The organism is Lentzea sp. NBRC 102530 (genome assembly GCF_030269365.1).
Classification (GTDB): domain Bacteria; phylum Actinomycetota; class Actinomycetes; order Mycobacteriales; family Pseudonocardiaceae; genus Lentzea.
Genome location: NZ_BSTF01000010.1, coordinates 212,077 through 237,565, shown reverse-complemented (window position 1 = coordinate 237,565; position 25,489 = coordinate 212,077). Strand labels below are relative to the sequence as shown.

Genomic DNA, 25,489 nt, shown 5'->3' with positions numbered 1-25,489 from the left:
ACCGTGTGAACCTGCTCAGTGCCTGCCGGCGCCGCTGTCGGCCAGGACGCGGACTGCCTCGTCGACCGCTGCGCAGCGGGCTCGGCGCACGGCCAGGGAGACCGGGCGGAGGGCCTCGGTGCGGGCCGTCATGGCGGACGCCGAGAGGGCGCCTCCTGGGGCGTCGGAGCTCGCCACCTTCACGATGGCGTCGACCTCGGCGGCTCGTTGGAGGACGCGCAGGGCCCTGGGGGGCATGGCGTCCGGCCAGGGGATTTTCGAGTTCTCGGTGGCCAGGTCGGCGATCTCCTGGCGCACGTTCGGGCGGTGCTTGGCCACGTCGAGGCTGGCCAGGGCCGCCGTCGCCTCGCGGAGGGCGGTGCCCAGGCCGTGCTCGGCCTCGCCGATCGGGATGTGCTCCAGGCCGTTGGACGACGGCAGGTCGAAGACGGTCCAGCGCATCACGCCGTCGGCCACGATCTTCGGGACCAGGCCGATGTGCACCGACGGGACGACCAGGGCCTCGCCGGAGCGCAGGGCGCACGTCGAGAGGGGGCCCTTGCCGCCCAGGCCTCGTACGTCGCCCGGGACCGGTAGGACCAGCCTGGCCGAAGTGGCGCCCGCGCGCCGCAGGGCGGCCAGCAGCAGGGCGGGGCCCACGGGGGCCTCGTCGGGACCGGGGAGGTCGAGCGCCGTGGCGGTGCCGTCGTCGTCGGCCACCACCTCGTGCTGCTCGGCCCACAGGTGCAGGGCGTCGAGGACGTCGTCGGAGGCGGCCAGACCGTGCAGCCATCCCGACGCCCACACGACCAGCGTGGCGCTCGCACAGGACACGCGACGAGATTACGTGGCCCCGGCCGGTCCGCCCCACCCGGTGTGCCCGATCCGAGACACCTACTTGGCTGGACCGATGTGGTTCTCGAGGAGCGTCCGGAACGACGTGACGTCCTCATCGGACGCGAAGGCCCGGTGCGGCACGGAAAGCGACGCCGCGCCGTCGTCCAGCGTCTCCAGCACGAAGCCCTGCCGGGTCTCGGTCCAGCCGGGGAGTTCCTGCCAGACGATCTCCTCGCGCACGGCGTTGCCCACCGCCATCCGGAACGACTGGTCGTCGGCGCTGCCCACGACGGTCCGGCTGATCATCTCGTCGGAGGTGAACCGCCACCACACCGCGACCGGCTCCATGAAGCCGATGACCAGCGCGCAGCCGAGGCCGAAGAGACCCACGACGAGCGCGTCCTCGAACCCGAAGAGCAGCACCAGGGAGAACACGCCGAGCACGAGGGCGAACCACGGCGCCCATCTGAACAACGGCACCATCGTGCGCAGGCTGGCTCGCCAGTCCGCGGGTGAAGGGGCCCATCTGAAATCAACGCTGTCACTCATGTCGCCCCGCATTCTGGCGCACGCGCCAGGCCCGTGCCTGGAGTTGCTCCACATCGACGGGGTCGGATTCGGTGCGTAGCGTCGTCTGCGTGACCCAGAACCTGGCCCGCACGGCGGGCGAACTGCGCGCCGCCGGGCACCTGCCGCGCGGCGTCAAGACCGAGATCAGGGAGAACCTCCTCGCGGCCCTGCGCGAAGGACGCAACCCGTGGCCCGGCATCGTCGGTTTCGACCGCACGGTGCTGCCGCAGCTCGAACGCGCGCTCCTGGCCGGCCACGACGTCGTCCTGCTCGGCGAACGAGGACAGGGCAAGACGCGGCTCCTGCGCAGCCTGGTGGCGTTGCTCGACGAGTGGACGCCCGTCATCGAAGGCTCCGAGCTGGGCGAACACCCGCTCGACCCGATCACGCCCGAGTCGAAGCGCCGTGCCCTCGAGCTCGGTGACGCCCTGCCGGTGGTGTGGCGGCACCGCGACGAGCGCTACGCCGAGAAGCTCGCGACGCCCGACACGTCCGTCGGTGACCTCGTCGGCGACGTCGACCCCGTCAAGGTCGCCGAAGGCCGTTCGCTCGGCGACCCCGAGACCATCCACTACGGCATGCTCCCGCGGGCCCACCGCGGCATCATCGCCATCAACGAGCTCCCCGACCTGGCCGAACGCATCCAGGTGTCGTTGCTCAACGTGATGGAGGAGCGCGACATCCAGGTCCGCGGCTACACGCTGCGGCTGCCGCTCGACGTGCTGCTCGTGGCCACCGCGAACCCCGAGGACTACACGAACCGCGGCCGCATCATCACGCCGCTCAAGGACCGCTTCGGCGCCGAGGTGCGCACGCACTACCCGTTGGAGATCGACGCCGAGGTCGACCTGGTCCGCCAGGAAGCCGACCTCGTCGCCGAGGTGGGCGACCACCTGCTGGAGATCATCGCCCGGTTCGTGCGGCACCTGCGCGAGTCGTCGTCGATCGACCAGCGCTCCGGCGTCTCCGCCCGGTTCGCCGTCGCGGCGGCGGAAACCGTCGCGGCCTCGGCGCTGCGCCGGTCCGCGCTGATCGGCGAGACGCCGGCCATCGCCCGCCCGGTCGACCTCGAGTCGGTGCCGGACGTGCTGCGCGGCAAGCTCGAGTTCGAGGCGGGCGAGGAGGGCCGCGAGGACGAGGTCCTCGTCCACCTGCTGCGCCGCTCGATCGCCGACACCGCCCGCGCCCGCCTGGCAGGCCTCAACCTGCGCGCGCTGGCCGAGGTCGTCTCCGACGGCCACCCGGTCGCGACCGGCGACCGCGTGCACGCCGGCGACCTGCTCGCGGCGTTGCCGGAGCTGCCGATCCTGCACGAGGTCGCGGCCCGCATGGGCGCGGGCCCCAAGGACCCGGTCGGCCGCATCGCCTCCGCCGTCGAACTCGCCCTGGAGTCGCTCTACCTGACCCGCCACCTGTCGAAGGACAACTCCTCCGACGACGACCGATCGGTGTACGGATGAGATACCGCTACGGACGCTGGGGCGGCGGCGCCGATCCGCTGGCGCCCCCGGTGGACCTCCGTGCGGCCGTGGACGAACTCGGCCGCGAGATCATGGAAGGCGCCTCGCCGCAGTCCGCCCTGCGCGAACTCCTGCGGCGCGGCGTCGACGGCACCCGCGGCCTCGACGACCTCACCTCACGCCTGTGGCAGCGCCGTGCGTCCATCCAGCGCCGGCACCGGCTCGACGGCACGCTCACCGAGGTCCGGCGGCTGCTGGACCAGGCCGTCGAAGCCGAACGCCGCACGCTGTTCCCCGACCCGTCCGACGACGCCCGCTTCCGCGAGGCGCAGCTGGACGCGCTGCCACCGGGCACGGCCGCGGCCGTGCAGGAGCTCTCCTCCTACGACTGGCGCTCCTCCGAGGCGCGCGAGGCGTACGACAAGATCCGCGAACTGCTCGGCCGCGAACTCCTGGACCAGCGCTTCCAGGGGATGAAGGACGCGCTGTCCAACGTGGACGCCAAGGACGTGGAGCGCATCCAGCGCATGCTCCGCGACCTCAACTCGTTGCTGGAGGCGCACGCCTCGGGCTCCCCGGACACGCCGCGCATGTTCGACGAGTTCATGCGCAAGCACGGCGAGTTCTTCCCGGAGAAGCCGCGCAACGTCGACGAGCTCATCGACGCCCTGGCGGCCCGTTCGGCCGCGGCCCAGCGCATGATGAACTCGATGACCGACGCCCAGCGCGCCGAGCTGTCCGCGTTGTCGCAGCAGGCCTTCGGCGGCATCGGCTCTCAACTGTCCACTCTGGACTCCCTTCTGCAGCAGCTCCGTCCTGGCGAGGACTGGACGTCCTCCGCCCGCTTCCGCGGCCAGGACCCGCTGGGTCTGGGCGAGGGTGCCCAGGCCATGGCGGACCTCGCCGAACTGGACGCCCTGGCCGAACAGCTCTCGCAGTCCTACCCGGGCGCGCGCCTGGAGGACATCGACCTGGAGGCGCTCGAACGCCAGCTCGGCGAGTCGGCGTCGGTCGACGCGCGCCGCCTGTCCGATCTGGAGAAGGCGCTCAAGTCGCAGAACATCGTGGAACGGGCCCCCGACGGCTCGCTGCGCCTGACGCCCAAGGCGTTGCGGCGCCTGGGCGAAACCGCGCTGCGCGGCGTCGTGGACCAGCTCCGCTCGTCGCAGGGGTCACGCGAGACCACCTCGGCCGGCGCGGCGGGCGAGCTGATCGGCTCGACCCGGCCGTGGCAGTTCGGCGACACCGAACCCTGGGACGTGCCGCGGTCGCTGCGCAACTCCGTGCTGCGCTCCGGGTCCATGTCCCTGGACGTGGTCGATCTGGAAGTAGCCGAGACCGAACACCGGTCCCGTGCGGCAGTGGCGTTGTGTGTGGACACCTCCTGGTCGATGGTGCAGGACGGCCGTTGGGTACCGATGAAGCGCACGGCCTTGGCGCTGCATCACCTCGTGCGCACGAGGTTCCGCACCGACGCCCTGCAACTCGTCACGTTCGGGCGCTACGCCGAGTCCGTGGACATCGGGCAGCTGACGGCGCTGGAAGGCGTGTGGGAGCAGGGCACGAACCTGCACCACGCGCTGCTCCTGGCCGGCCGGCACGTCCGCCGGCACCCCGACGCGCAGCCCGTCGTCCTCGTGGTGACGGACGGCGAACCGACCGCGCACCTCGAACCCGACGGTGACGCCGAGTTCAACTACCCGCCGCTGCCGAGGACGTTGAGCAAGACGCTGAACGAGGTCGACTCGCTCGCGCGCCTCGGGGCGACGATCTCGGTGTTCAAGCTGGGCGACGACCCGCGACTGGCCGCGTTCGTCGACATCGTGGCTCGGCGGGGTGGTGGCCGGGTGGTGGCGGCGGACGAGGAAGGTCTCGGGGCTGCCGTGGTCAGCGACTACCTGAAGTCCCGGCGTCGGCGGAGGTGAAGCGCTTCCTGCCGGCTGTTGTGCCGTCGGCCGCGCCTGGTAGGACGGTTGGTGGCACTTTGGTGCGCGCGAGTCGGGCTGCCGGGTCGGGACGGAGGAGTTGGCATCGCGGTGGTCGGTGACTTCCCGAGATCGCGGCGGCGGTGAAGCGCTTTCTGCTGGCCGTGGTGTTGAGCGGTGTGCCGTCGACCGTGCACGCGGTGCTGACGGGCGACGACCTGGCGCGCGCCACTCGGGCTGCCGGGTCGTTGGTCGGCGGTGGGGCTCGTGCGGGCATCGTGGTGCACCTCGCTGTGTCGGCGTTCTGGGTGGTGGTGCTGAGGCGGCTCCGCGTGCGGGGAACCGTGGGTGGGGTGGTGGCCGGGCTGGCCATCGCCCTGCTCGATCTGGAGGTCGTCGGGCGGCACAACGCTCAGATCCGGGCGTTGCCACGGGTTGCGCAGTGGCTCGACCACGTGGCGTTCGGTGTCCTCGTGGTGGCGAGGACGCCTGGGTCAGTTCAGGAACAGGGCCGCCAGGCGCGGTAAGCGTGCGGCCAGTTCGGCGCTGTCGTCGAAGTCGAAGTCCCAGTCCGGGTCCAGCTCCGGGTAGCGGATGCGGAAGGCGTCCTGGGGCAACTGCATGCCCGTCGCCTTGATGTGGGCGTCCCAGGCGATGGAGAGGGCAGCCTCGCACTCGAACTCCATGCCCGACTCCGCTGCCGCGATCACGTCGGGCAGGCCGGCCAGCGAGTCCGGGGACGCGCGGACCGCGTCGTAGGTTTCTTTGCCCTGGGTGAGGAGCCAGCCGCGGAAATAGTCGAAGCCGTCGTCGGAGCAGCCGCCGTTGATCAGGTAGGCCGCCGCCCACAATGGATTGGTGTAGGAGCTGACCAGGACGTCCCACAGGACCTGTTGAGTGGCAACGATCTCCGCCGGCGAGCGGGTGGAAAGCCGGGCCGCTGCCTCGGCGGCGACGGCCTCGCCGTCGGACGGGTCGGGGACGGTGGACCGGGCGTCGGCGATGAGGGTCCAGAGGGCGGTTTCGTTCACAGGTCGAGCTTGGCAGAGGGGTCTGACAATTTTTGAAGACTGACGAACCGGCGCTGACGTTCTAGGTTGGAAGCATGATCAGGACTTTGTTTCGCTCGCTCGAGGCCGTGCACGGAATGATCTACTTCGTCCCCGAGGCGGAGACGCGGTACGCCGGTGTCGGACTCGACCGGCCCGGTGGGTACTTCGCGTCGCGGGCGGCGGCGCTCGGGGCGGTCGGGGCCGAGGTCGTGATCGCCACGTTCTACAACTTCAACCCGGCGATCGTGCGGGCGCGCATCCCTCAGGCCTGGGAGAAGGTGTCGCCGCAGCGGATGCTCGAGCTGCGCTGGGAAGCCGCGGACGAGGCGCTCGCCAAGGTGCTGCCGGACGACCTCAAGGAGATCAACGAGCTCGCGCGGCGGGCGGCCGAGCGGGCCACCGAGATGCTGCACGGGCGTCCGTTGTTCGCCGCGCACGCCGCCCTGGAGTGGCCGGAGGAGCCGCGGCTGCAACTGTTCCACGCCCAGACGTTGCTGCGCGAGTTCCGCGGTGACGGGCACCTCGCGGCGTTGCTGCGGCACAACATCACCGGCATCGAGGCGCTGGTGCTGCACGTGGCGACCGGCGACTACCCGGCCGACGTGCTGCGCAAGACCCGCGCGTGGTCGCAGGAGCAGTGGGACGCGACGGTCCAGGACCTGCAGAACCGCGGCCTCGTCGGCGAGGACCAGCTCCTCACCGAGCAGGGGCGTGAGCTCCGCCAGGGCATCGAGGACGACACGGACCGCATGGCCGCGCCCGCCTACGACGTGCTGTCCGAGGAGGAGAAGCAGCGGTTCGTCGAACTGGCCGCACCGCTCAGCAAGGCCGTGCTGGAGGCCGGCATGGTGCCCGGACGGCGCTAGTCGGTGTCCCGGTCCGTCGACGCGAGCGCCTTCTCGGTGACCTCGTCCTTGCCCGCCCTGTGCTTGCCGGGATGGGTCAACGAGAAGTGCGCCTCGTCGCGCATCCGCTCCACCATGTGCGGGTAGTGCAGCTCGAACGCCGGCCGCTCGGACCGGATGCGCGGCAGCTCCTTGAAGTTGTGCCTCGGCGGCGGTGACGTCGTCGCCCACTCCAGCGAGTTGCCGAAGCCCCACGGGTCGTCCTGCGGTGCCGGGTCGCCGTAGCGGTACGAGCGGAAGACGTTCCACACGAACGGGAGCAAGGACAGGCCCAGCACGAACGAGCTGATGGTCGAGATCATGTTCAACGTCGTGAAGCCGTCCGACGGCAGGTAGTCGGCGTACCGGCGTGGCATGCCCTCGTTGCCCAGCCAGTGCTGCACCAGGAACGTGCCGTGGAACCCGAGGAACGTCGTCCAGAAGTGCAGCTTGCCCAGCGGCTCGTTGAGCATCCGCCCGGTCATCTTCGGGAACCAGAAGTAGATGCCCGCGTACGTGGCGAACACGATCGTGCCGAACAGCACGTAGTGGAAGTGCGCCACCACGAAGTACGTGTCGGACACGTGGAAGTCGACGGCCGGCGACGCCAGCAGGATGCCCGTCAGGCCACCGAAGAGGAACGTCACCAGGAAGCCGATGGAGAACAGCATCGGCGACTCGAACGTCACCTGCCCCTTCCACATCGTGCCGATCCAGTTGAAGAACTTGATGCCCGTCGGCACGGCGATGAGGAACGTCATCAGCGCGAAGAACGGCAGCAGCACCGCACCCGTCGCGTACATGTGGTGCGCCCACACGGCCACGGACAGCATCGCGATGGCCAAGGTGGCGAACACCAGGCCCTTGTAGCCGAACAACGGCTTGCGGCTGAACACGGGGAAGATCTCCGTCACGATCCCGAAGAACGGCAACGCGACGATGTACACCTCGGGATGGCCGAAGAACCAGAACAGGTGCTGCCACAGGATCACGCCGCCGTTGGCCGGGTCGAACACGTGCGCCCCGAGGTGCCGGTCGGCGGCGAGCCCCATCAGCGCGGCGGTGAGGATCGGGAACGCCAGCAGGATCAGGACCGACGTCACGAGGATGTTCCAGGTGAAGATCGGCATCCGGAACATCGTCATGCCCGGTGCCCGCAGGCAGATCACCGTCGTGGTCATGTTGACCGCGCCGAGGATGGTGCCGAGACCGGACACCGCCAGACCCATGATCCACAGGTCGGCGCCCACGCCCGGCGAGTGCACCGCGGACGACAGCGGCGTGTAGGCGAACCAGCCGAAGTCCGCCGCGCCGCCCGGCGTGACGAACCCGGCGACCACGATGATGCCACCGAACAGGTACAGCCAGTACGAGAAGGCGTTCAGGCGCGGGAACGCGACGTCCGGCGAGCCGATCTGCAACGGCAGGATGAAGTTCGCGAACCCGAACAGGATCGGCGTCGCGTACAGCAGCAGCATGATCGTGCCGTGCATGGTGAACAGCTGGTTGTACTGCTCGTTCGACAGGAACTGCAGCCCCGGCCGCGCCAGTTCGCCGCGCATCAGCAGCGCCATCACGCCGCCGATCATGAAGAACGCGAACGACGTGGTCAGGTACATGATCCCGATCTGCTTGGGATCCGTGGTCTTGAACAGCTGGAGGAAGTACGAGCCCTTCGGCCGTGCGCGCGCCGCCCCCGGATGGGGCACTACGGGCGTTGGCTTGATCGTGGTCATCGCGCCTCCTCCGTGCCAGACGTGAATCGTCCTCCGGGTCAGACTCAGGGGCAATCCACGACGAGCGCCGCGGCGGTCACCGGGACCACCGGAGCACCCACCGCGATACCGCTGACCTGCACGTAGTAAGCGCCGGGGGCCAATTCGTCAAATTTGACCGACATCTTCTCGGAGATCGCCGGGGCGCGCGATTCGACCTGTTTGCCGTTCTCGTCGAGCAACGCCACCTTCACCGCCCGCGGGGTCGTGTGCTTCAGCTCGACCGTGACCTCGAGGCCCTCCCCGACGAGTGCCAGATCGGGCACGCTGACCTGCGGTTCCGTGTTGATCACAGTGCGCGGGACGATGGCCTTCGAGGTCAGGAACGATTCCACGGCGTCGAGCACAGCGGCGTTGTCCTGCAACGACGTGTGCTGCTCCGTCACACGGTGGAGCGTGTTCGACGACAACGCCAAACCACGCCGTGCGGCTCCCACGGCGGGCACGGTCGCATCGCCGTAAAGATCGTCGCCTTCATATGTCCGATAACAGGTGACTTTGCCGTCGGCAATTCGAGCCGTGGTCGCCGTCGGCTGTTTACCGCCGATGATCGCGTACGTCTGATCGGCGAACGAGTCGGTCAACGCGCCGTGGAACGCCATCGCGTCCGTGACCATCTTCGTGTCGAGCTCGGGCAACGACACCTCCGTGGTCTTGAGCAGGCCGTTCGGCGACTCGATGCACGCGTACTCGGGCAGCAGCTGGTGCAGCGACGGCATCGACCGCGCGAACTCCGTGAGGTCGACCGCCAACGGCCCGAGCCCCTTGCGCACGCCGTTGACCAGCTGGTCCAGCGCGGCGGCCGCACCGCGGTACGGCGTGCCCATCGTGATCAGCTTCGCCGTCCGCTCGGCCATCCCGCACTGCTCGATGCACCACCGTGCGACCAGCCCACCCATCGAGTGGCACACGAAGCTGACTTTGGCGTTCGGGCCGATGCGGTCCAACGCCTCGTCGACGCGCCGAGCGAGCAACGCGCCGTTGTAGCGGTTCGACAGGCGCCAGTCGTAGGCGAACAGCAGCAGGTTGCCCTTCTCGACCGTGTAGCCGAGTGAGTTCATCCGGCGCGTGACGCGGTCATAGCCCTTCAACGGCGTCCAGATGCCCGGGATGACGTGCAGGTCCGCCATCAGCCCCACCGGTTCGACGCCGTCGCCGGGGTGCTCGTCGCCGATGCCGTCCGGCAGCTTCAGCTGCTTCAGGCTGCGGCCGAGCGTGAGCACCGCGCGCAACGCGGCCTTGCCGGACACCTCCCAGACCATGCCGTCGGAGTTGCGCAGGGTGCTGCCGAGAATGCCGGGCAGGACGACGACGAGATCGCTCATCTAGGACTCCTCGGCGAGCTTGCGGATGAGGGAGAGCAGCGCGAGGTTCGCGGGCACGAGGTAGGTCAGCTCGCGGATCCACGTCAGGCGCTGGCTCGGGGCGGGCAACGCCAGGCGCTCGTCACCGGCACGAGCGCGCGCGACCGCTTTGTACAGCGCTGCCAACGCGTGTGGTTCCAACGCCGTGACGGCCTGTGTCAGCGCCTGAGGGGAGGCGTGTGCTGCGAGGGAGCGCAGGATGTCCGTAACGCGTGTGGGGTCCTCCACGGCGTCCAGCACGAGATCGAGCACGTCGCCGTCCTCGTCGGCCAGCAGCAGCATCGCGTGCACGGGCCTGTTGTCGCGGACGTTCTTCAGCACTTCCTTGTCCAGCAACTCCTCCCGGCGCGTCGCGAGCAGCTCGCGGCGGCGGGCGGGGCCGGCGTCGACGAACTCGTCCGCGAGGCTGGCGAGCAGCCACGGCCGGTAGGCGAGCGCGACTCCCTGCTGTTGCGCGGTCGTCCGGCGGGACTGGATGACCTGCGCTTCGATCAGGCTCGTGCCGTACAGCGCCTCCGTGACGGCGACATCCGCTTCGGTCGACAACAACTCGGGGTGTGCGAGCAGAATCGCCCGTTCCTCGACATAGGACCGTGCGAACACCCATGACCGTGCGGTCTTGAGGAGCGTGCGATCGACCGTCAACCAGTCCGGGGTGCTGTCCCACGGCCACGGCCCGGAGTCGTAGTGGCGGCGCGCGATGTCATGGACGTCGTGGGTCGCCTGCCGTGACTGGCCGACGTGGGTGAGGGCCTGGCACAGCCACTTCGCCGCGGCCGGGTCACCGGCTCTGGTCGCGGCCGCCCGCAACATCAGCAACGTGGCGAGGTATGGGCCGTTGAACCGGGCGGTGACCTTCTCCCAGGCCTCGTCGACGATCTCCGGTTGCCCGAGACCCGCGCAGACGGTGTCGAGCGTGAACAACGCGGCCGCGAGCGTCGACAGCCGGTCGGTGTTCTCGGGCAGGAGGCAGACCTCGATGGTCCGCAGACCCGTCGCGAGGGCTTCCCTCGGCTTGTCCGCGTCCCGCTGGCGGCGCATCAGGTTGTGCAGCGCCTGGCCGTGCACGGGAAGTCCCTCGGCGAGGTCTGCTGCTTGACGCGCGGTGTTCAGTGCCGCGTCGGTGCGGTCGACCATGCTGTACGCGACGCTCAGGCTCAGCGCGGCGTCCGCGAGCTGGGGGCGGAACGCGGCGTGCCGGCCGAGCGTGCCGCTGATCTCCGCGGCCTGCCGGGTCGTGGCGTCGGCCTCGGACAGCCTGCCGAGCGCCAGGTGGTCGCGGCTCAGTTCGACGAGCGCGCTGACCAGGTCCGCGAGGAACACCGGGTTCGTCTGGGCGAGCTCGTAGTACAGCTCCACGGCCTGCTTCGAGCGTTGCATGGCCTCGTAGCGCAGGCCCGAGTCACTGCACCTGGCCGCGAGGCACGTCATCGCGCGCGCGTGCGGCGCACCGGTGTCCACGGCCGCAACGGCGTCACGTGCCGTGGACAACGCTTCTCGCCTACGGCCCAGCATCGCGTAGACCTCGCTCAGGTCCACCAACGCGCCGCTGAGGTGTGCCGCGTACGTCGGGTTCTCGCCACCGTGCGCCGTCGTCTTCGCGATGCGTTGTGCCAACCGTTTGTGCGTGAGGCTTTCCGCCGTCGTCGGTGTCGACGCCACCAGCTCGCGGTACCGCACGGCTGCCTCTTCGGCTGGTGCCACGGCCTGCTGCAGCCTGCCCGCCTCCCGGAACCTCCTGCCGAGCTTGTTCAGCACGAAAGCCAGGTCCGCCAGGTACATCCGCACCGTCGGGACGAGCGCGCGGAAGTGTTCGGCGGCTTCCTCCAGCGGTGCGATGGCCTCCTCGCCGCGGCCCCAGTGCATCAGCTCGTTCGCCGCCGTCGTGGTCGCCAGTGCGATGTCCGGCAACAACATCCGGTTCATCCGCGCCAGCGCCCGCAGCCCGTCCAACGCCCGCGTGCCGGCGTGCCCGCAGTGCCGCCACGCGTACTTCCACAGGTAGCCCGGCACGTTCGGCGGCACGCCCGCCTCCATGCGCTGCCGGTACAGCCCGATCAACGCGCACGCGACCTGGTCCGCGCCCGGTGCGAACACCACCTCCCGGCTCGGTGCGAACTGCGGCCTCAGGTGGTCCGCGAACGTCTGGTGCGTGAGCTTGAAAACCGCCGTGCCTTCCTCACCGTCCTGCACGACGTGACGGCCCAGTTCGGTCAGCACGGCAGTGATGTCGTCACGGCTGAACTCCTTGCCGGACAACGCCTGCGCCACGGCCATCCACTCGGCCTCGGGGAACCCCGCGCCGTAGCTCCACGTCAGTGCCGTGAGCAACGCACGCGCCGATGGCACCTTCGCCAGCTCACGGTCGAACGCCGCGTCCAGCGACAGCTTCAGGTCGGCACCACCGTCGGCCAGCACCTGGTCGGTGATCATCCACGCGGTCAGGAACGGCAGCTTCGCCAACTCGTCCACGGTGGACCGCGGCGCGCCCGGCCCCAGCCGTGCCACGACGTACTCGCGCACGTCCGTCTCGTTGTCGGCCTGGTCGAGGTCGAGCACCTCGGCCGGCGCCAGTTCGGTGAGCAGGGGAGCACCACCCGCGACCCGGTGCGCCTGCCGCGTCGACACGATCACGACGGCGTAGCCCGCGAGCTTGGTGAGCAACGAGGTGGCGATCGAGAACGACTCGCCGCGCGCCTCGTCCAGACCATCCACCACCAGCACGGGTGGCGCGGTCAACGCGCTGACGACGCCGACCAGCTCGGCGGCACCCCGGCGCGGCCCGTCGGGTGCGGCGATCAGTCCGGCCGCGACGAGCTGGCGGCTGAGCAGGTCGGCCACGCGGTCGGCGTCCATGGCGCGGGCGTGCACGGCCGCGTCGACCGAGTCGGGCCCCGGATCGGCGTGCCGGAACGACGGCCCCGCGCTCAGCAGCAGGTCGCGTTCGGCGGGGTTGGAGAGGCTGACCACCCGTCCGACCAGGGCGGACTTGCCCGTGCCCGGCGACCCCGTCACCACCCGCAGCCCGGGCACCCCGGACCTCACCCAGTTCACGACCTGGTCGACCTGCGCGGTCCGGCCCGCGAACCACGACCTGTTGTCCTGCGAGTCACCGCCGCGCGCCGCGAGCAGCAGGTGCTTCACGACCGTGTTCGCGGCATAGAGCGGATTGGGCAACATCGGCTGTGCGGACCCGTACTGCATGAAGCGAGGCCGTTGGATGTCGCTGTCCCACGCGTTCAGCAACGCCGTGCCGACCGCACCACCATCCACCAACGCAATGCGGTCGCTCCACCGCCGTGCGTCCTCCACGGCCGTGGGACCGGCACGCAGCAGCTTGCGGAGTTTCCCGCCGAACAGCCCGTCCCGTGCCGTTTCGATGCCCGAGCACGACACCAGGACGCCCGCCCAGTGCACCTGACCCTGCAAGAGGTTGTCCTGGACGGACGCGATCGACCCCATGACCTGGTCCAGCTGGGCGCCGGCGTAGCAGGCGTCGATGACGACGAGGACCTGGTGAGCTCCCGATCGCGCACACCACGCCGCGAACTCGGACAGCCCGATGCCGTCGCCGTCGCCGCTGTTGTCCTTCGCGAGCAGCATGAGGCTCTTGTCCTCCGGGATCGCGTGCCCGCTCCACAGAGCGACCAGAGCGCCGCCGTCCTGCGATCCTTTGAGGCCCTTCATGAACGTGCGGACCTCGAACTCGGCCGGGTCCGCCAGGGGCTCGCCGTCGTAGCCCTTGAGGAGGGCGTGCAGTTCCCGCACGTCGCTGACGGCGTGCTGCAGCGGCTGCAGCGCCTCGTAGGAGCTGACGCCGATGCCGACGAACCTGCCTCTGACCCTCTCCTGCATGCCTCACTACCCCCTGTCCACACGTCGCCCGCCGGAGTGCGGCGTTACGGCGGGTAACTCACATGGAGGAACGCGGGGGAGAGGTGCCGTCCGCCCGCGCCGGCACGGGCGGGGCGGGCGGACAGCGCCTCGGTCACGCCTGGTCCGGATCCTTGACCGGCTCGAGCCGCGGTGCGGGCAGGTCCGGGGCCGGGCCGGGTGGCGCCGCCGGTGGCTCCGGGTGCCGGGGGAGTTCGAGGTTCGTGTTCTTCTCCAGGAACCTCAGCAGCTCCACCGGGAACGGCAGCACCAGCGTCGAGTTCTTCTCCGCCGCCACCTCCACGATGGTCTGCAGGAGCCGCAGCTGCAGCGCGCCCGGCGTCTCCTCCATCGTGCCCGCGGCCTCGGAGAGCTTCTTGGACGCCTGGAGCTCGCCGTCGGCGGTGATGATGCGCGCGCGGCGTTCACGTTCCGCTTCGGCCTGGCGGGACATCGAGCGCTTCATGCTCTCCGGCAAGGCGACGTCCTTGATCTCCACCCGGTCGATGTCGATGCCCCACGCCAGCGCCGGGGTGTCGATCATCAGTTCCAGGCCGTGGTTCAGGTTCTCGCGGTTGGACAGCAGGTCGTCGAGCTCGCTCTTGCCGATGATCGAACGCAGCGACGTCTGCGCCACCTGGAGCATGGCGAAGCGGTAGTCCTCCACGTTGATGACGGCCTTCGTCGGGTCCTGCACCTTGAAGTACACGACGGCGTCCACGCGCACCGTCACGTTGTCCCGGGTGATGCCGTCCTGCGCGGGGACGGGCAGGGTCACGATCTGCATGTTGACCTTGCGGAGCTGGTCCACCCCGGGCACCAGCATGGTGAGGCCCGGCCCCCGGACGGCTTCCTGCAGCTTGCCGAACCGGAAGACCAGGCCCTGCTCGAACTGCTTGATCACGCGTGCGCTCATGGCGAGGCCGAGGGCGCCGAACGCCGCCAGTCCACCGAGGATTTCCACGATCATGAGACCCGCCCTTCGACCGGCGAATGCCCTGATCTCCGACGGTACGCCTGGGGTCCGACAATTTTCAGCAGCGCAGGACGGGCACCGCCCAGTCGGCGTGGTCGTGGGCGTTGCCGTCGCCTCCGTCCGTCACCCGGAACGTCAGCACGGTTGCTCCGGTCGTGTCCACGGTGATCGGGACGGCTGCGCTCTGTCCGGTCAGAACGGCGCTCCGGTAGGCCGATCGGTCGTCTTTCAACACTTCGAAGCGAACGCTGCCGGAGCCGCCTGTTTCGTCGTCGACGCCGATCGTGGCGGTCAGGCTGGAGCACCTGCCGCCGGTGTAGACCTGGAACTCCGAGTCGGCGTGGACGCCGACGCCGCGGTCGAACGCCGTGCCGCGGATGCTCAGCGACCTGCCGTCGCCGCCGGCCTGTTCGCCGTTGCTGCGGTCGCGTTCGAGCGGGCCCCAGCCGTTGCGCTCGTCCAGGAACTCCAGCGCGGACACGGCGGTGTCGCCGGACGGCGGGCGCGGGGTGGCGGTGAAGTCCGCGGTGAGGCTCGTGGTCCCCTTGCCGCTGCTGATCTCCGCGAAGACCGGGCGGGTGCCGGTCTGGCCGCCCTCGCGGGTGATCGTCACCTTCGCCGAGCCGCTCGACAGGTCCACGGTGCCGGGGGTGACGGACCAGCCGTCCGGCGCGGTCAGCCGCGCGGTGGTGGTGCCGGGGCAGGGCTTCGTCACGACCAGTTCGGCCTCGACCTGCTCGCCCGGTTCCAGGACGGTGTCGGCGGCGTCGAGCTGTGCCGTGGGGGCGCAGTCGACGTGGTGGCCCAGTCGTCCCGTCGCCGCCTCCACGGGCGTGAGCGGGCGCAGCAGCACGGAGTACGCGTACTCGTTGCCCGCCTCCACCTGGTACTGCGGCAGCGGCTCGTGGAACGTCTCACTGACGCCGGTCACCCGGTGCGCCACGTGCAGGCTGGTCCAGCCGTCGTTCTTCCTGAGCGCGAACGGGTGCGCGGCGCGGTCGAGGTCGTCGTAGCGGGAGACGCGGACGTCCAGGTCGCCCGCGACGAGCAGGCCCGCGCGGCCGTCGGACAGCGTCGCCCAGCGCGTGTCGGCGTGGTTGCCGAAGTCCTGCGGCTTGTAGTAGTCGTTGAACTCCTTGTCCACGGTGGACTGGTAGACGCCGATCGGGTTGCCTGACTTGCGGTCGTCGTAGTTCTCGCCGGGGCCGCGGCCGTACCAGGTGAACCTGCCGAAGCTGTCGGGCACCTTCAGCGTGAACCCGATGCCCGGCAGGTAGCTGAGGTCGCGCATGCGGTCGCGCGCCGCCACCCGGTGCCCGACGTGGATCTCACCGGAGCCGGTGACGCGGTAGGTGAAGGTCTGCCCGAACGACGCGTCCGCCACGGCCTGAGCCGTCGACCTCACCGAAATCAGAGTGTCGGACCCCTGTGAGACAGTGATGTCGGCTGGTGATGTCTTGAGGCGGTCGAGGCCGTTGCGGTACCAGGACGAGTCCTCGCTCATGAACTCGTTCGAGAGCGGCGCGCGCCACGCGTCGAGCTCAGGGCCCGTGCGCAGGAGTTCGGTGCCGCGCACGCGCATCGACGTGAGAGTGCCGGACGTCTTGCTGACGACGTACCGGAAGTCCTTGCCGGACACCACGATCTCGGACCCGGTCTGGGTGGTGGTGAGCTTTCCGGGCGTTCCAGGGGCGTGCAGGCCCGCGATCTGCGAGCCACCCAGCGGGAACTGCGCGATGCCGACATCGGTGCCGCGCCGGTCCGTCGCGCGCACGGTCAGCCAGCGGTCGGTGTCCGCGTGGAAGTCGGGCAGCGTCACGGTGCCCGGCCGCAGCGGGCCGCGGTGCTGGGCGACGGTGCGGCCGTTGTCCTGCACCTGCCAGCGCAGTTCGAGGTCGTCGGTGCCGGTGAACCGGCGTTCACTGACGATCGTGAGGTCGTTGCCGGAGAAGGAGAAGCGTATGGGTGAATGAACGGCCATCAGTTCGGTGGTCTCGGGCTGGGGCCTGCGGTCGGCCCAGACGACGCCGTCGACACCGCCGGTGCCGGCGCCGTACGACTGGTGGCGTCCCTTGTCCTCGAGCGTCTCGAAGTCGAGGGCCAGCACGGCCTCGCGCTTCGGGTCGGCCGCGAGTTCGGCGTCGGTGAGGGCGCGGTGGTAGACGCGGACCTGGTCCACGCTGCCGTGCGCCATCCGCGTGCCCACGTTCTCCTGCATGGTCTCGGCGTTGCGGCCGATGTTGACCGGCCAGTGCGACCAGTCGATCGTGCCGGTGAACTCCGTGGTGGCGACCTCGCGGCCGTCGATCAGCAGCCGCAGCCTCGTGCCGTCGAACGTGCCGGTGACGCGGTGCCAGTTGCCGTAGAAGTCCGCCGGGACGGTCGCACGGACCGTGCGCCAGGTACCGCTGTGCACGAAGAACTCCAGCGTCGTGGCGTTGGACATCTTCAGCGCGTATTGGTGGTCACCCTTGGAGATGACGGTGAAGTCGCCGGTCCAGGTGTCGGGCTTCACCTGGGCGTCGAGGGTCAGCCCGGTGCTGACCTCGTCGAGTTCGCGGTCGCGGTAGACCTCGACGAAGTCGTCGAGTCCGCTGAGCCGCAACGCTTTGCCGTGCGGTCCGTCCACGTGGGACGGTTTTCCGGAGAGGTAGGTGAGAATGCCGTTGGCGTCGTCGGGGGTGGTGTAGAGCGGGAGCGCGATGTTCTGCTCGGCCCAGTCCCAGATGAACCCGCCCTGCACCTGCGGGTAGGCGCGCACGACGTCCCAGAACTCCTTGAAGTTGCCGAGGCTGTTGCCCATCGCGTGGGCGTACTCGCCCATGATGATCGGCTTGGTGGTCGTCTTGGCCTTGGCTTCGAGGCTCGCGGGCGACGGGTAGCGCGGTCCGGCCACGTCCGCGAACGGCGCGTCGCCGTCGGGCACGTTCGGCTGGTGGTAGAGCGGCCGGCTGTCGTTCTTCCGCGCGTACTCGGCCATCGTGTGGTGCGCCTTGCCCAGGCCCGCCTCGTTGCCGGTGTCCCACATGACCACGCTCGGGTGGTTCTTGTCGCGCTGCATCATCGCGACGAACCGGTCCTGGAACGCGTCCTGCCACTCGGGGCGCTCGGCGAGGCAGTTGTCCGGGCAGCCGTCGTGGTGGTGGGTCTCGACATCCACCTCGTCGGCGATCATCAACCCGTTGCGGTCCGCCAGCTCGTAGAAGTACGGGTCGCTCGGGTAGTGCGACGTGCGCACGGCGTTGATGTTGAAGCGTTTCATGAGCTCGACGTCTTTTTGCTGGTCAGCACGTGTGACGTAGCGGCTGCCGTGCACGCTGGTCTCGGCCCGGTTGGTGCCGCGGAACAGCACCCGCTGGCCGTTGATCTTGAGCTGCCGGTCGATGATCTCGATCTCGCGGAACCCGACGGGCTGCGTGCCGGTCTGCACGACGCGGCCGTCCTTCAACAGCTCGATCTTGAGCTCGTAGACGTTCGGGGTCTCGTCGGTCCACTTCAGCGGGTTCGCGACCTTGCCGCCGACGACCGGCACCTCGCGGCCCCGCGGGTCGAAGAGCCTGGTCCGGACGGTGTGACCGGCGGCAGGGCCGCCGATCCTGACGTCCGCGCTGAGCGTCGCGTCGCGGTACTCGGCGTCGAGATCGGTCCTGATGGTGACGTCGGCGAGGTAGGTCTGGGGCGTCGAGTAGAGCCACACCTCGCGGAAGATGCCGGAGAACCGCCACTGGTCGTAGTCCTCCAGGTGGGAGCCGGAGCCCCAGCGGTGGACCTGCAGCCTGAGCGTGTTGCGGCCGGCCTTGAGCCTGGAGGTGATGTCGAACTCGGCGGGCGTGTAGCCGCCCTGGTCGTAACCGACGTACTCGCCGTTGACCCAGACGAAGTACCCGCTGGTCACGCCCTCGAAGCGGACCAGCGTGCGGTCCCAGTCGGACGGCAGCACGAACGTCTTCTCGTAGACCCCGGTCGGGTTGACGTCGTGGGGCACCGACGGAGGGTTGTCCGGGTACAGCTCGGTGGGGATGTTGCGGAACATCGGGTGGTCGAGGAAGTCCGTCTGCCACGTGTGGGGGACCTGCACCGTGCGCCAGCCGTCGGGTGTGTCGCGGACGTCCTGCGGCCGGTCGAACATCCGCAGCCGCCAGTCCCCGTTCAGGCTCAGCCGCCGCTCGGGCCTCAGGTCCGGGTGCGGAGGCTCCTGGTGCTCCCCGGTCATCCGGGGATTCTCCAGGTACGCCAACGCATCCAGCGGCTCGGCCGATGCGGTTGCAGGGGACAGTGAGAGCGCTACCACCGTGGCTACGACGACACGAAGCATGCCTTCGGAAGCTAGGGGCGACGCGACCGGACCGTCAACGGATGTCCTGTCTTTCTGTCCGAACGAATCGATCGTGGTCGTCCCAACAGCCGGAAATCGCACTCCGTACGGCGGCACGCGTTAGTGTCGGATGCATGCAGACCTGGTCATCCATTCCTGTGCCGCGGGTTCCGGGGGACCCCCGCCCGCTGCGGCTGTTCGACACGGCTACGGGCGAAGTGCGCCCCACGGCTCCAGGAGACACCGCCAGGTTGTACGTCTGCGGCATCACGCCGTACGACGCGACGCACCTCGGCCACGCCGCCACCTACCTCGCGTTCGACCTAGTGCACCGCGTGTGGCTCGACAACGGGCACAACGTGCATTACGTCCAGAACGTCACCGACGTCGACGACCCGCTGCTCGAGCGGGCCGAGCGCGACAAGGACGACTGGGTCGTGCTCGCCATGCGCGAGACCGCCCTGTTCCGCGAGGACATGGAGGCCCTGCGGGTGCTGCCGCCGCAGGACTACGTGGGCATCGTCGAGGCCATCCCGGAGATCGTCGAGGTCGTCGCGAAGCTCGTCGCCGACGGTCACGCCTACCGCGCGGACGACGCCGAGTACCCGGACATCTACTACTCGCACGACGCCACGGGCCGTTTCGGCTACGAGTCGAACTACTCCTCCGAGCAGATGCTGAAGCTCTTCGCCGAACGCGGCGGCGACCCCGACCGCCCCGGCAAGCGCCACCCGCTCGACGCCCTGCTGTGGCGGATGAAGCGCGAGGGCGAGCCCGCGTGGCCGTCCGAACTGGGCGAGGGCCGCCCCGGCTGGCACATCGAGTGCAGCGCCATCGCCCACAACCGTCTCGGCATGGGCTTCGACGTGCAGGGCGGTGGCTCTGACCTGATCTTCCCGCACCACGAGTACTCGGCCGCCCACGCCGAGGCGCAGACCGGCGAGCACCCGTTCGCCCGCCACTACGTGCACGCGGGCATGATCGGCCTCGACGGCGAGAAGATGTCGAAGTCGCGCGGCAACCTGGTGTTCGTGTCGAAGCTGCGCGCCGAGAAGGTTGACCCGAACGCCGTCCGCCTCGCCCTGCTCGCGGGCCACTACCGCGCCGACCGCCCGTGGACCCAGGCCCTGCTCGACGAGGCACTGGCCCGCGTGGACAGGTGGCGCCGCGCCACCGCGCTCGACAGCGGACCGTCCGCAGTGGACACCGTCACGAGGCTGCGCGACCACCTCGGCAACGACCTCGACACCCCGAAGGCGCTGGCCGCCATCGACGCGTGGGCGGACGAGGCGTTGACGCACGGCGGGTCGGACAAGCACGGACCGTCGCAGGTCCGTACCGCCGTGGACGCCCTTCTGGGCGTGGAGCTCTAAACAGGTTGCACGGGAGCCGTCTGCGTGACGGCTCCCGGCGCCTGCTCCGGGACGTGCACCTCGGGGTCCACCGCCGCCACCAGCTGGTGCTGGATGTGAGCGAGGATGTGGAAGTGCAGCGCGGTCGCCTTGCGCAGCTGCAGGTGCACCGCGCGGATCTGGCCGAACACCACGATCCAGTCCTCGGCCTCGGCAGTGGTCAGCACGAGTGACTCGGCGTTGATCCACTGGTCCCACACCCGGTCGACGAGGGCGCGGTCCGCGAGCAGCTCCCGGTTCCTGCGCCGCACCAGCGCCGACCGCCACCGCGACCCGGCGACGTCCGGGAACATCCTGCGCAGGAACGGCCGGCGCGTCATGGCCGGTCGCGGGAAGCGCAGCCCGTACACGATCGCGTTGCGGCGGTAGAGGTTCTCCAGCAGGCGGAACGCCGGTTCCCAGGCCCGCGCGAACTCCTCGGGGACCATCACCCGGACGCCCCCGTCGACCCGCTCGGCGGTGAAGATCGGCTCGTCGCCGGTCATCACACCGCGCAGCACCGTCGCCCGCACACCTGCCCGCACGAACCGCAGGGCGACGGACTCCGCCGCGTCCCGGTCGTAGGCGCCGACCACCGCGCGTCCGCTGTGGTGGATCAGGTTCGTCAGGTCGTAGGCGGTGTTCGCGTCGAGTTCGCAGACCTTGCGGATCAGGTGCCACACGACGGCGAACGGCGTGTGGTCGTCGTTGTGCACGACGACGTTCCATCTCTCCCCAGGATTCACGAACGAGAGTATGCGTTACGGCCGCAATGGACCGGTGTCGGACGGATTGCGGTTCGAGCACCGGCGCGCGTACTTCGCCGGGTGGAGGAACCGCCCCCGAGGCGGAAGCACCGGGGGCGGTTCGTTCAGCGGTGGAGCGCTCAGACGTCGAGCGTCCAGTTGTTCAGCGTGCCGGTGTCGAGGAACGCCGCGTCACGCACGCGCAGCGTCCAGGTGCCGTTCGCCGCCTCCGAGGAGAGGTTGCGGGTGTAGGTCTCGTTGATGTTGTCGGCCGAACCACCGGTCCGGTTGTGCAGGTTGTAGACCGTGCCGTCGGGCGCGACCAGGTCGACCACGAGGTCGCCCTTGTAGGTGTGGGTGATCGCGACCTTGATCGACGCCGTGGCCGACGCGTTGCCCGCGCAGCCGGAGACGACGATCGTGCTGGTCACGGTGGACTGGTCGGGGATGGCGACCGGGGTCGAGTTGGTGCGGGCGTCACAGCTGCCGCCGACCGCGTTGACGACCCAGGAGAACGTGGCCGTGCCGGTCTTGTTCGCCGAGTCGGTCACGGTCGCGGTCACCGAGGACGTGCCCGCCGTGGTCGGGGTGCCGGAGATGGCGCCGGAGGCGTTCGCCGACAGGCCGGCCGGCAGGCCGCTCACGGACCAGGTGTACGGCGCGGTGCCGCCCGAGGCCGAGAGCTGCAACGACGCCGGGGTGCCGACCGTGGAGGTCTGCGTGCCGGGGTTCGTCACCGAGGGGTTGCCCGGCTGCGGGTCGCCGCCGAACAGGGTGTAGAGCAGCTTGTTCGGCGTGTTGGCGCCGACGTTGGTGATCTTGTTCGGCGTGGAGGCGGCGTTGATGCCGTTCCACACGGCGGCGGGGGAGTCGGTCGGGTGCGTGGCGAGCCACAGGGCCGCCGCGCCCGCGACGTGCGGGGTGGCCATCGACGTGCCGGAGATGTTGTTCGTGGCGGTGTCGTTGGTGTTCCACGCCGACACGATGTTCGAGCCCGGAGCGTAGATGTCCGTGCAGGAACCGTAGTTGGAGAACGACGAACGCGCGTCGGTGTTCGTCGAGGAGTTGACCGTGATGGCCTCGGTGACGCGTGCAGGCGAGGTGCTGCAGGCGTCGGTGTTCGAGTTGCCCGACGCGATCGCGTAGGTCACGCCCGAGGCGATGGAACGGCGCACGGCCGCGTCCAGGGTGGCGTCCGCGCCACCACCGAGCGACATGTTGGCGACGGCGGGCTTGACCGCGTTCGCCGTCACCCAGTCGATGCCGCCGACGACACCGGCGGTCGTGCCGGAGCCGGAGCAGTTCAGCACCTTGACGGCGACGATCTTGGCCGCCTTGGCGAGGCCGTACTGCGAGCCCGCGATGGTGCCGGCGACGTGCGTGCCGTGACCGTTGCAGTCGCTGTTGTTGCCGTCACCGGAGGTGTTGGTGCCCCACGAGGCGCGGCCGCCGAACGTGCTGTGCGTGGTGCGCACACCGGTGTCGATGACGTACGCGGTGACGTTGGACGCCGTGGTGTCGTACTGGTAGCTGTTGCTCAGCGGCAGGTCGCGCTGGTCGACGCGGTCCTGGCCCCAGGACGGCGGGTTCTGCTGGACGTCGAGCGCGTGCACCTCGGCGTCCTGCTGGACGAACGCGACGTTCGGGTCCGCGGCGAGACGGGCGGCCTGCTTGGCCGTCATCTTCACCGAGAAGCCGTTCAGCGCGTGCTGCCAGACCTGACCGACCTGGCCGCCGTACTTCGACGCGAGGCCCGGAGCGGCGGCCCTCGACGCCGTGCCGGACTTCAGCGAGACGATGTAGCTGTCCTTCACGACGTCGGCGCGGTCGGCGCCGAGAATCGTCCCCACGTTTTCTTGAGCGGAAGCGGCTGGAACCACAGCGGCGGCCAGACACAAGGCGGCAGCGGCTGTCAGTCCCGCACCCAAGACTCTTCGCATGGCAGGGTTTCTCCCTCGTGCAGGGAACAGGGTGACCAGCACGCTAGCCCTAAACCGCAGGTCAGAGGGATACGCCGTCGAGTGCGAACTGTTGACAGATTTGACATTTCGTGGCAGGGCGAATGGTTGCTCTGCGTCACGGAAATAGGCTGAGAGAAGGCATTTGCATTCCCTATATCAACTCGGACGCCGCGAGGTCCACCCCTCGATCGACCCTACCGTCCGGTAGACATGCCGAAGTAGCGTCCCCCAGACGGAGGAACGAACTGAACGGGCAGTTCGCCGCCTGGGGACGCCATGCATCCGGTGTCGTACAGGCTGTGTTGCAGCACAGCTGATCTCCCTATCGCGGTTGCCCGGTCGGGCGTTACACCGGCCCTGCACAAACCGAAGATCAAGGAGAAATGCCTATGAAGCGCATGGCTGTCGCAGCTGTGGCCGTGTTGGCAGGCGCTCTCGCGACCACGGCATCCCCTGCCGCCGTCGCCGCCGAGGGACCCTCTGCCGACCTGCTCGCCGCGATGCAGCGCGACCTGGGACTGGACGCCACGCAGGCGGCGGAGAGGCTGCGCCAGGAGAGCGCGGCCGTTGCCCTGCAGCGGGTGGCCGAGGGGTTCGCCGGTGAGAGCTTCGGCGGCGCGTGGTTCGACGCGGCCACCGGCAAGCTCGTCGTGGGCGTGACCGACGCGGCCAAGACGGACCGTCTGCGCAGGCTCGGAGCGGAGCCCCGCACGGTCGCGCACAAGGCCAGCGACCTCGACGCGGCCAAGCAGAAGCTCGACGCGACGCCGGCTCCGGTCGAGGTCACCGGGTGGTACGTCGACACGAAGGCCAACGCCGTCACCATCACCGTGCAGCGCGGGCAGTCCGACGCCGCGAAGCCGCTGGTGGAGAAGGCGGGCACGGTCGCGAAGGTCGTCGAGACCGACGAGGCCCCGCGGTTGTTCAAGGACACCCGCGGTGGCGACGCGTACTACATCAACAACGCCGGACGCTGCTCCGTCGGCTTCGCGGTCGAGGGCGGCTTCGTCTCGGCCGGCCACTGCGGGTCGCCCGGCGACACGGTGACCGGCGTCGACAAGACCGCGATGGGTGAGTTCGACAAGTCGTCCTTCCCGGGCAACGACTACTCGTTCGTGAGGACGAACTCGTCGTGGACCTCCACGCCGAAGGTCAACCACTACGGCGGCGAGGACGTCGTGGTCTCGGGTCACACCGAGTCCGCGGTGGGCGCGTCGATCTGCCGTTCCGGCTCGACCACGGGCTGGCACTGCGGCGAGGTCCAGGCGAAGAGCCAGACCGTGAACTACCAGGAGGGCTCGGTCAGCGGCCTCACGCGCACGAACGTGTGCGCGGAGCCCGGTGACTCGGGTGGCTCGTGGGTCAGCGGCACGCAGGCGCAGGGCGTCACCTCGGGTGGCTCCGGCGACTGCACCAGCGGCGGCACGACCTACTACCAGCCGGTCAACGAGATCCTGGAGGCCTACGGCCTGACCCTCACCACCGGCTGATCACCTGGCCTGGTATGCCGTGACCAGCACTGACACGGTGATCTGAGTGCCCGGCACGTGCGCTTCACGGCGCGCGTGCCGGGCACTCGGCGTCATCGCGAGCAGGTCCGCGGCGTCCTGCTCGTCCAGTGCCATCGAGTACGTGACGTGCTCGGTGACGACCGGCGCGAAGTACCTGTCCAGCGCCAGGCGCAGACGTTCCTCCTTGGACGGGTCGACGTCGGCCGCCGTCGGCAGCCCGGCCAGGTGCCGCCACGTCGGCCGCGCCACGACCAACCGGCCGTCTGCGCGCAGCACGCGGCGGAACTCGGCGGGGTTGCGCGGCGCGAACACGTCCAGCACCACGTCCGCCACCCCGTCACCCAGCGGCAACGGCCGGAACACGTCCCACGCCGCCGCCGCTGCTCGGGCATGGGCTCGTGCGGCCGAACGCAACGCACGCACGGACGTGTCGAGCCCGAGCCCACGGGCTTGCGGCAGGTGGTCGAGCACTCCGGCGAGGTAGTAGCCGGTGCCACACCCGGCGTCCAGCACGGTCGTGGGCCGCGAGGCGGACGCCAGCGCGGCGACGGCCTCGCGGACGGGGGAGTAGTGGCCGCCGGTCAGGAACCGGTCGCGGGCACTGACCATGCCCGGATCGTCACCGCTGGTGGCGCGGGTGTCCGCCAGGAGGCTGACGTAGCCGGGGCGCCCGAGGGTGAAGGTGTGGCCAGACGGGCACCGCACCGCGCCGTCACCGGGCCACAACCGCTCCCGGCAGGCGGGGCAGCGCAGCAGGTCAAGAGACTGTTCGAGGGCATGCGGAAAAGGCATGAGCACTTCCTGGGCTGGTGTGAGACGGGCATGCGAAGGAGGGCGACACCGGTGGCGGTGTCGCCCTCAAGCCCTCAA

General features: G+C 69.7%; 17 protein-coding genes. 6 read left to right on the top strand and 11 right to left on the bottom strand.

The features are described 5' to 3' along the window. Positions 1-15: 15 nt before the first annotated feature. A complete protein-coding gene (locus QSK25_RS26640; RefSeq protein ID WP_285642201.1) occupies positions 16-813 on the bottom strand; it encodes an Rv1486c family protein in 798 nt (265 codons plus the stop codon). 60 nt (positions 814-873) lie between these two features. Next, entirely contained in the window at positions 874-1,299 is a 426-nt protein-coding gene (locus QSK25_RS26635; RefSeq protein ID WP_285642198.1) for a YcxB family protein, read from the bottom strand. A 155-nt stretch (positions 1,300-1,454) separates the two neighbouring features. On the opposite strand from QSK25_RS26635, the gene QSK25_RS26630 reads away from it, so the two are divergent. The 3 genes from QSK25_RS26630 (at position 1,455) to QSK25_RS26620 (ending at position 5,298) form a co-directional block, all read left to right on the top strand. Next, on the top strand, positions 1,455-2,846 hold the full coding sequence (locus tag QSK25_RS26630; RefSeq protein ID WP_285642196.1) for a sigma 54-interacting transcriptional regulator: 1,392 nt from the start codon (positions 1,455-1,457) through the stop codon (positions 2,844-2,846). Beyond that, entirely contained in the window at positions 2,843-4,771 is a 1,929-nt protein-coding gene (locus QSK25_RS26625; RefSeq protein ID WP_285642194.1) for a vWA domain-containing protein, read from the top strand. Before QSK25_RS26630 ends, QSK25_RS26625 begins: the two co-directional genes overlap by 4 nt. A gap of 143 nt (positions 4,772-4,914) precedes the next feature. Continuing rightward, complete coding sequence (locus QSK25_RS26620; protein WP_285642193.1) at positions 4,915-5,298, top strand: hypothetical protein; 384 nt, start codon at positions 4,915-4,917, stop codon at positions 5,296-5,298. Here the strand turns inward: QSK25_RS26620 and QSK25_RS26615 are convergent. Beyond that, positions 5,266-5,802 (bottom strand): DUF4240 domain-containing protein, encoded by a 537-nt coding sequence (locus QSK25_RS26615; protein ID WP_285642192.1) that lies wholly within the window; start codon positions 5,800-5,802, stop codon positions 5,266-5,268. The genes QSK25_RS26620 and QSK25_RS26615 overlap by 33 nt on opposite strands. Positions 5,803-5,876: 74 nt before the next feature. Between QSK25_RS26615 and QSK25_RS26610 the strand changes: the two genes are divergently transcribed. Next, on the top strand, positions 5,877-6,689 hold the full coding sequence (locus QSK25_RS26610; RefSeq protein WP_285642190.1) for an SCO6745 family protein: 813 nt from the start codon (positions 5,877-5,879) through the stop codon (positions 6,687-6,689). On the opposite strand, the gene ctaD is transcribed toward QSK25_RS26610, so the two are convergent. The 5 genes from ctaD to QSK25_RS26585 all read right to left on the bottom strand — a co-directional run bounded on the left by ctaD (position 6,686) and on the right by QSK25_RS26585 (position 18,908). Continuing rightward, a complete protein-coding gene (gene ctaD, locus QSK25_RS26605) occupies positions 6,686-8,443 on the bottom strand; it encodes an aa3-type cytochrome oxidase subunit I (RefSeq protein WP_285642189.1) in 1,758 nt (585 codons plus the stop codon). The genes QSK25_RS26610 and ctaD overlap by 4 nt on opposite strands. A 44-nt stretch (positions 8,444-8,487) precedes the next feature. Beyond that, on the bottom strand, positions 8,488-9,807 hold the full coding sequence (locus QSK25_RS26600; protein WP_285642187.1) for an esterase/lipase family protein: 1,320 nt from the start codon (positions 9,805-9,807) through the stop codon (positions 8,488-8,490). Continuing rightward, positions 9,808-13,701 (bottom strand): AAA family ATPase, encoded by a 3,894-nt coding sequence (locus QSK25_RS26595; RefSeq protein WP_285642186.1) that lies wholly within the window; start codon positions 13,699-13,701, stop codon positions 9,808-9,810. It abuts the gene before it with no gap. 133 nt (positions 13,702-13,834) lie between these two features. After that, the gene (locus tag QSK25_RS26590) at positions 13,835-14,689 is read right to left on the bottom strand and encodes a slipin family protein (protein WP_285642185.1); all 855 of its coding nucleotides are present in this window, start codon (positions 14,687-14,689) and stop codon (positions 13,835-13,837) included. A gap of 64 nt (positions 14,690-14,753) precedes the next feature. Continuing rightward, entirely contained in the window at positions 14,754-18,908 is a 4,155-nt protein-coding gene (locus QSK25_RS26585; protein ID WP_285642183.1) for a glycoside hydrolase family 2 TIM barrel-domain containing protein, read from the bottom strand. A gap of 236 nt (positions 18,909-19,144) precedes the next feature. Here QSK25_RS26585 and mshC point away from each other — a divergent pair, with 236 nt between their 5' ends. Then, positions 19,145-20,383, top strand: coding sequence for a cysteine--1-D-myo-inosityl 2-amino-2-deoxy-alpha-D-glucopyranoside ligase (gene mshC, locus QSK25_RS26580; protein ID WP_285642182.1), 1,239 nt, complete (start codon positions 19,145-19,147; stop codon positions 20,381-20,383). Here the strand turns inward: mshC and QSK25_RS26575 are convergent. After that, positions 20,380-21,147 (bottom strand): ATP-dependent Clp protease adaptor ClpS, encoded by a 768-nt coding sequence (locus QSK25_RS26575; protein ID WP_285642181.1) that lies wholly within the window; start codon positions 21,145-21,147, stop codon positions 20,380-20,382. The genes mshC and QSK25_RS26575 overlap by 4 nt on opposite strands. A gap of 140 nt (positions 21,148-21,287) precedes the next feature. Then, positions 21,288-22,997, bottom strand: coding sequence for a S8 family peptidase (locus QSK25_RS26570; protein WP_352236371.1), 1,710 nt, complete (start codon positions 22,995-22,997; stop codon positions 21,288-21,290). 500 nt (positions 22,998-23,497) lie between these two features. On the opposite strand from QSK25_RS26570, the gene QSK25_RS26565 reads away from it, so the two are divergent. Then, positions 23,498-24,598, top strand: coding sequence for a S1 family peptidase (locus QSK25_RS26565; protein WP_285642177.1), 1,101 nt, complete (start codon positions 23,498-23,500; stop codon positions 24,596-24,598). Here the strand turns inward: QSK25_RS26565 and QSK25_RS26560 are convergent, their stop codons facing one another. Then, positions 24,599-25,411: a methyltransferase domain-containing protein gene (locus QSK25_RS26560; RefSeq protein WP_285642176.1), complete on the bottom strand. Its 813-nt coding sequence runs from the start codon at positions 25,409-25,411 to the stop codon at positions 24,599-24,601. Between the last annotated feature and the right edge of the window lie 78 nt (positions 25,412-25,489).

Bases quoted from the DNA above. Each gene is read 5' to 3' on its own strand.
- QSK25_RS26635 (WP_285642198.1), bottom strand. From the start codon at position 1,299: ATGGTGCCGTTGTTCAGATGGGCGCCGTGGTTCGCCCTCGTGCTCGGC.
- QSK25_RS26625 (WP_285642194.1), top strand. From the start codon at position 2,843: ATGAGATACCGCTACGGACGCTGGGGCGGCGGCGCCGATCCGCTGGCG.
- QSK25_RS26610 (WP_285642190.1), top strand. From the start codon at position 5,877: ATGATCAGGACTTTGTTTCGCTCGCTCGAGGCCGTGCACGGAATGATC.
- ctaD (WP_285642189.1), bottom strand. From the start codon at position 8,443: ATGACCACGATCAAGCCAACGCCCGTAGTGCCCCATCCGGGGGCGGCG.
- QSK25_RS26600 (WP_285642187.1), bottom strand. From the start codon at position 9,807: ATGAGCGATCTCGTCGTCGTCCTGCCCGGCATTCTCGGCAGCACCCTG.
- QSK25_RS26595 (WP_285642186.1), bottom strand. From the start codon at position 13,701: ATGCAGGAGAGGGTCAGAGGCAGGTTCGTCGGCATCGGCGTCAGCTCC.
- QSK25_RS26590 (WP_285642185.1), bottom strand. From the start codon at position 14,689: ATGATCGTGGAAATCCTCGGTGGACTGGCGGCGTTCGGCGCCCTCGGC.
- QSK25_RS26585 (WP_285642183.1), bottom strand. From the start codon at position 18,908: ATGACCGGGGAGCACCAGGAGCCTCCGCACCCGGACCTGAGGCCCGAG.
- mshC (WP_285642182.1), top strand. From the start codon at position 19,145: ATGCAGACCTGGTCATCCATTCCTGTGCCGCGGGTTCCGGGGGACCCC.
- QSK25_RS26565 (WP_285642177.1), top strand. From the start codon at position 23,498: ATGAAGCGCATGGCTGTCGCAGCTGTGGCCGTGTTGGCAGGCGCTCTC.
- QSK25_RS26560 (WP_285642176.1), bottom strand. From the start codon at position 25,411: ATGCCTTTTCCGCATGCCCTCGAACAGTCTCTTGACCTGCTGCGCTGC.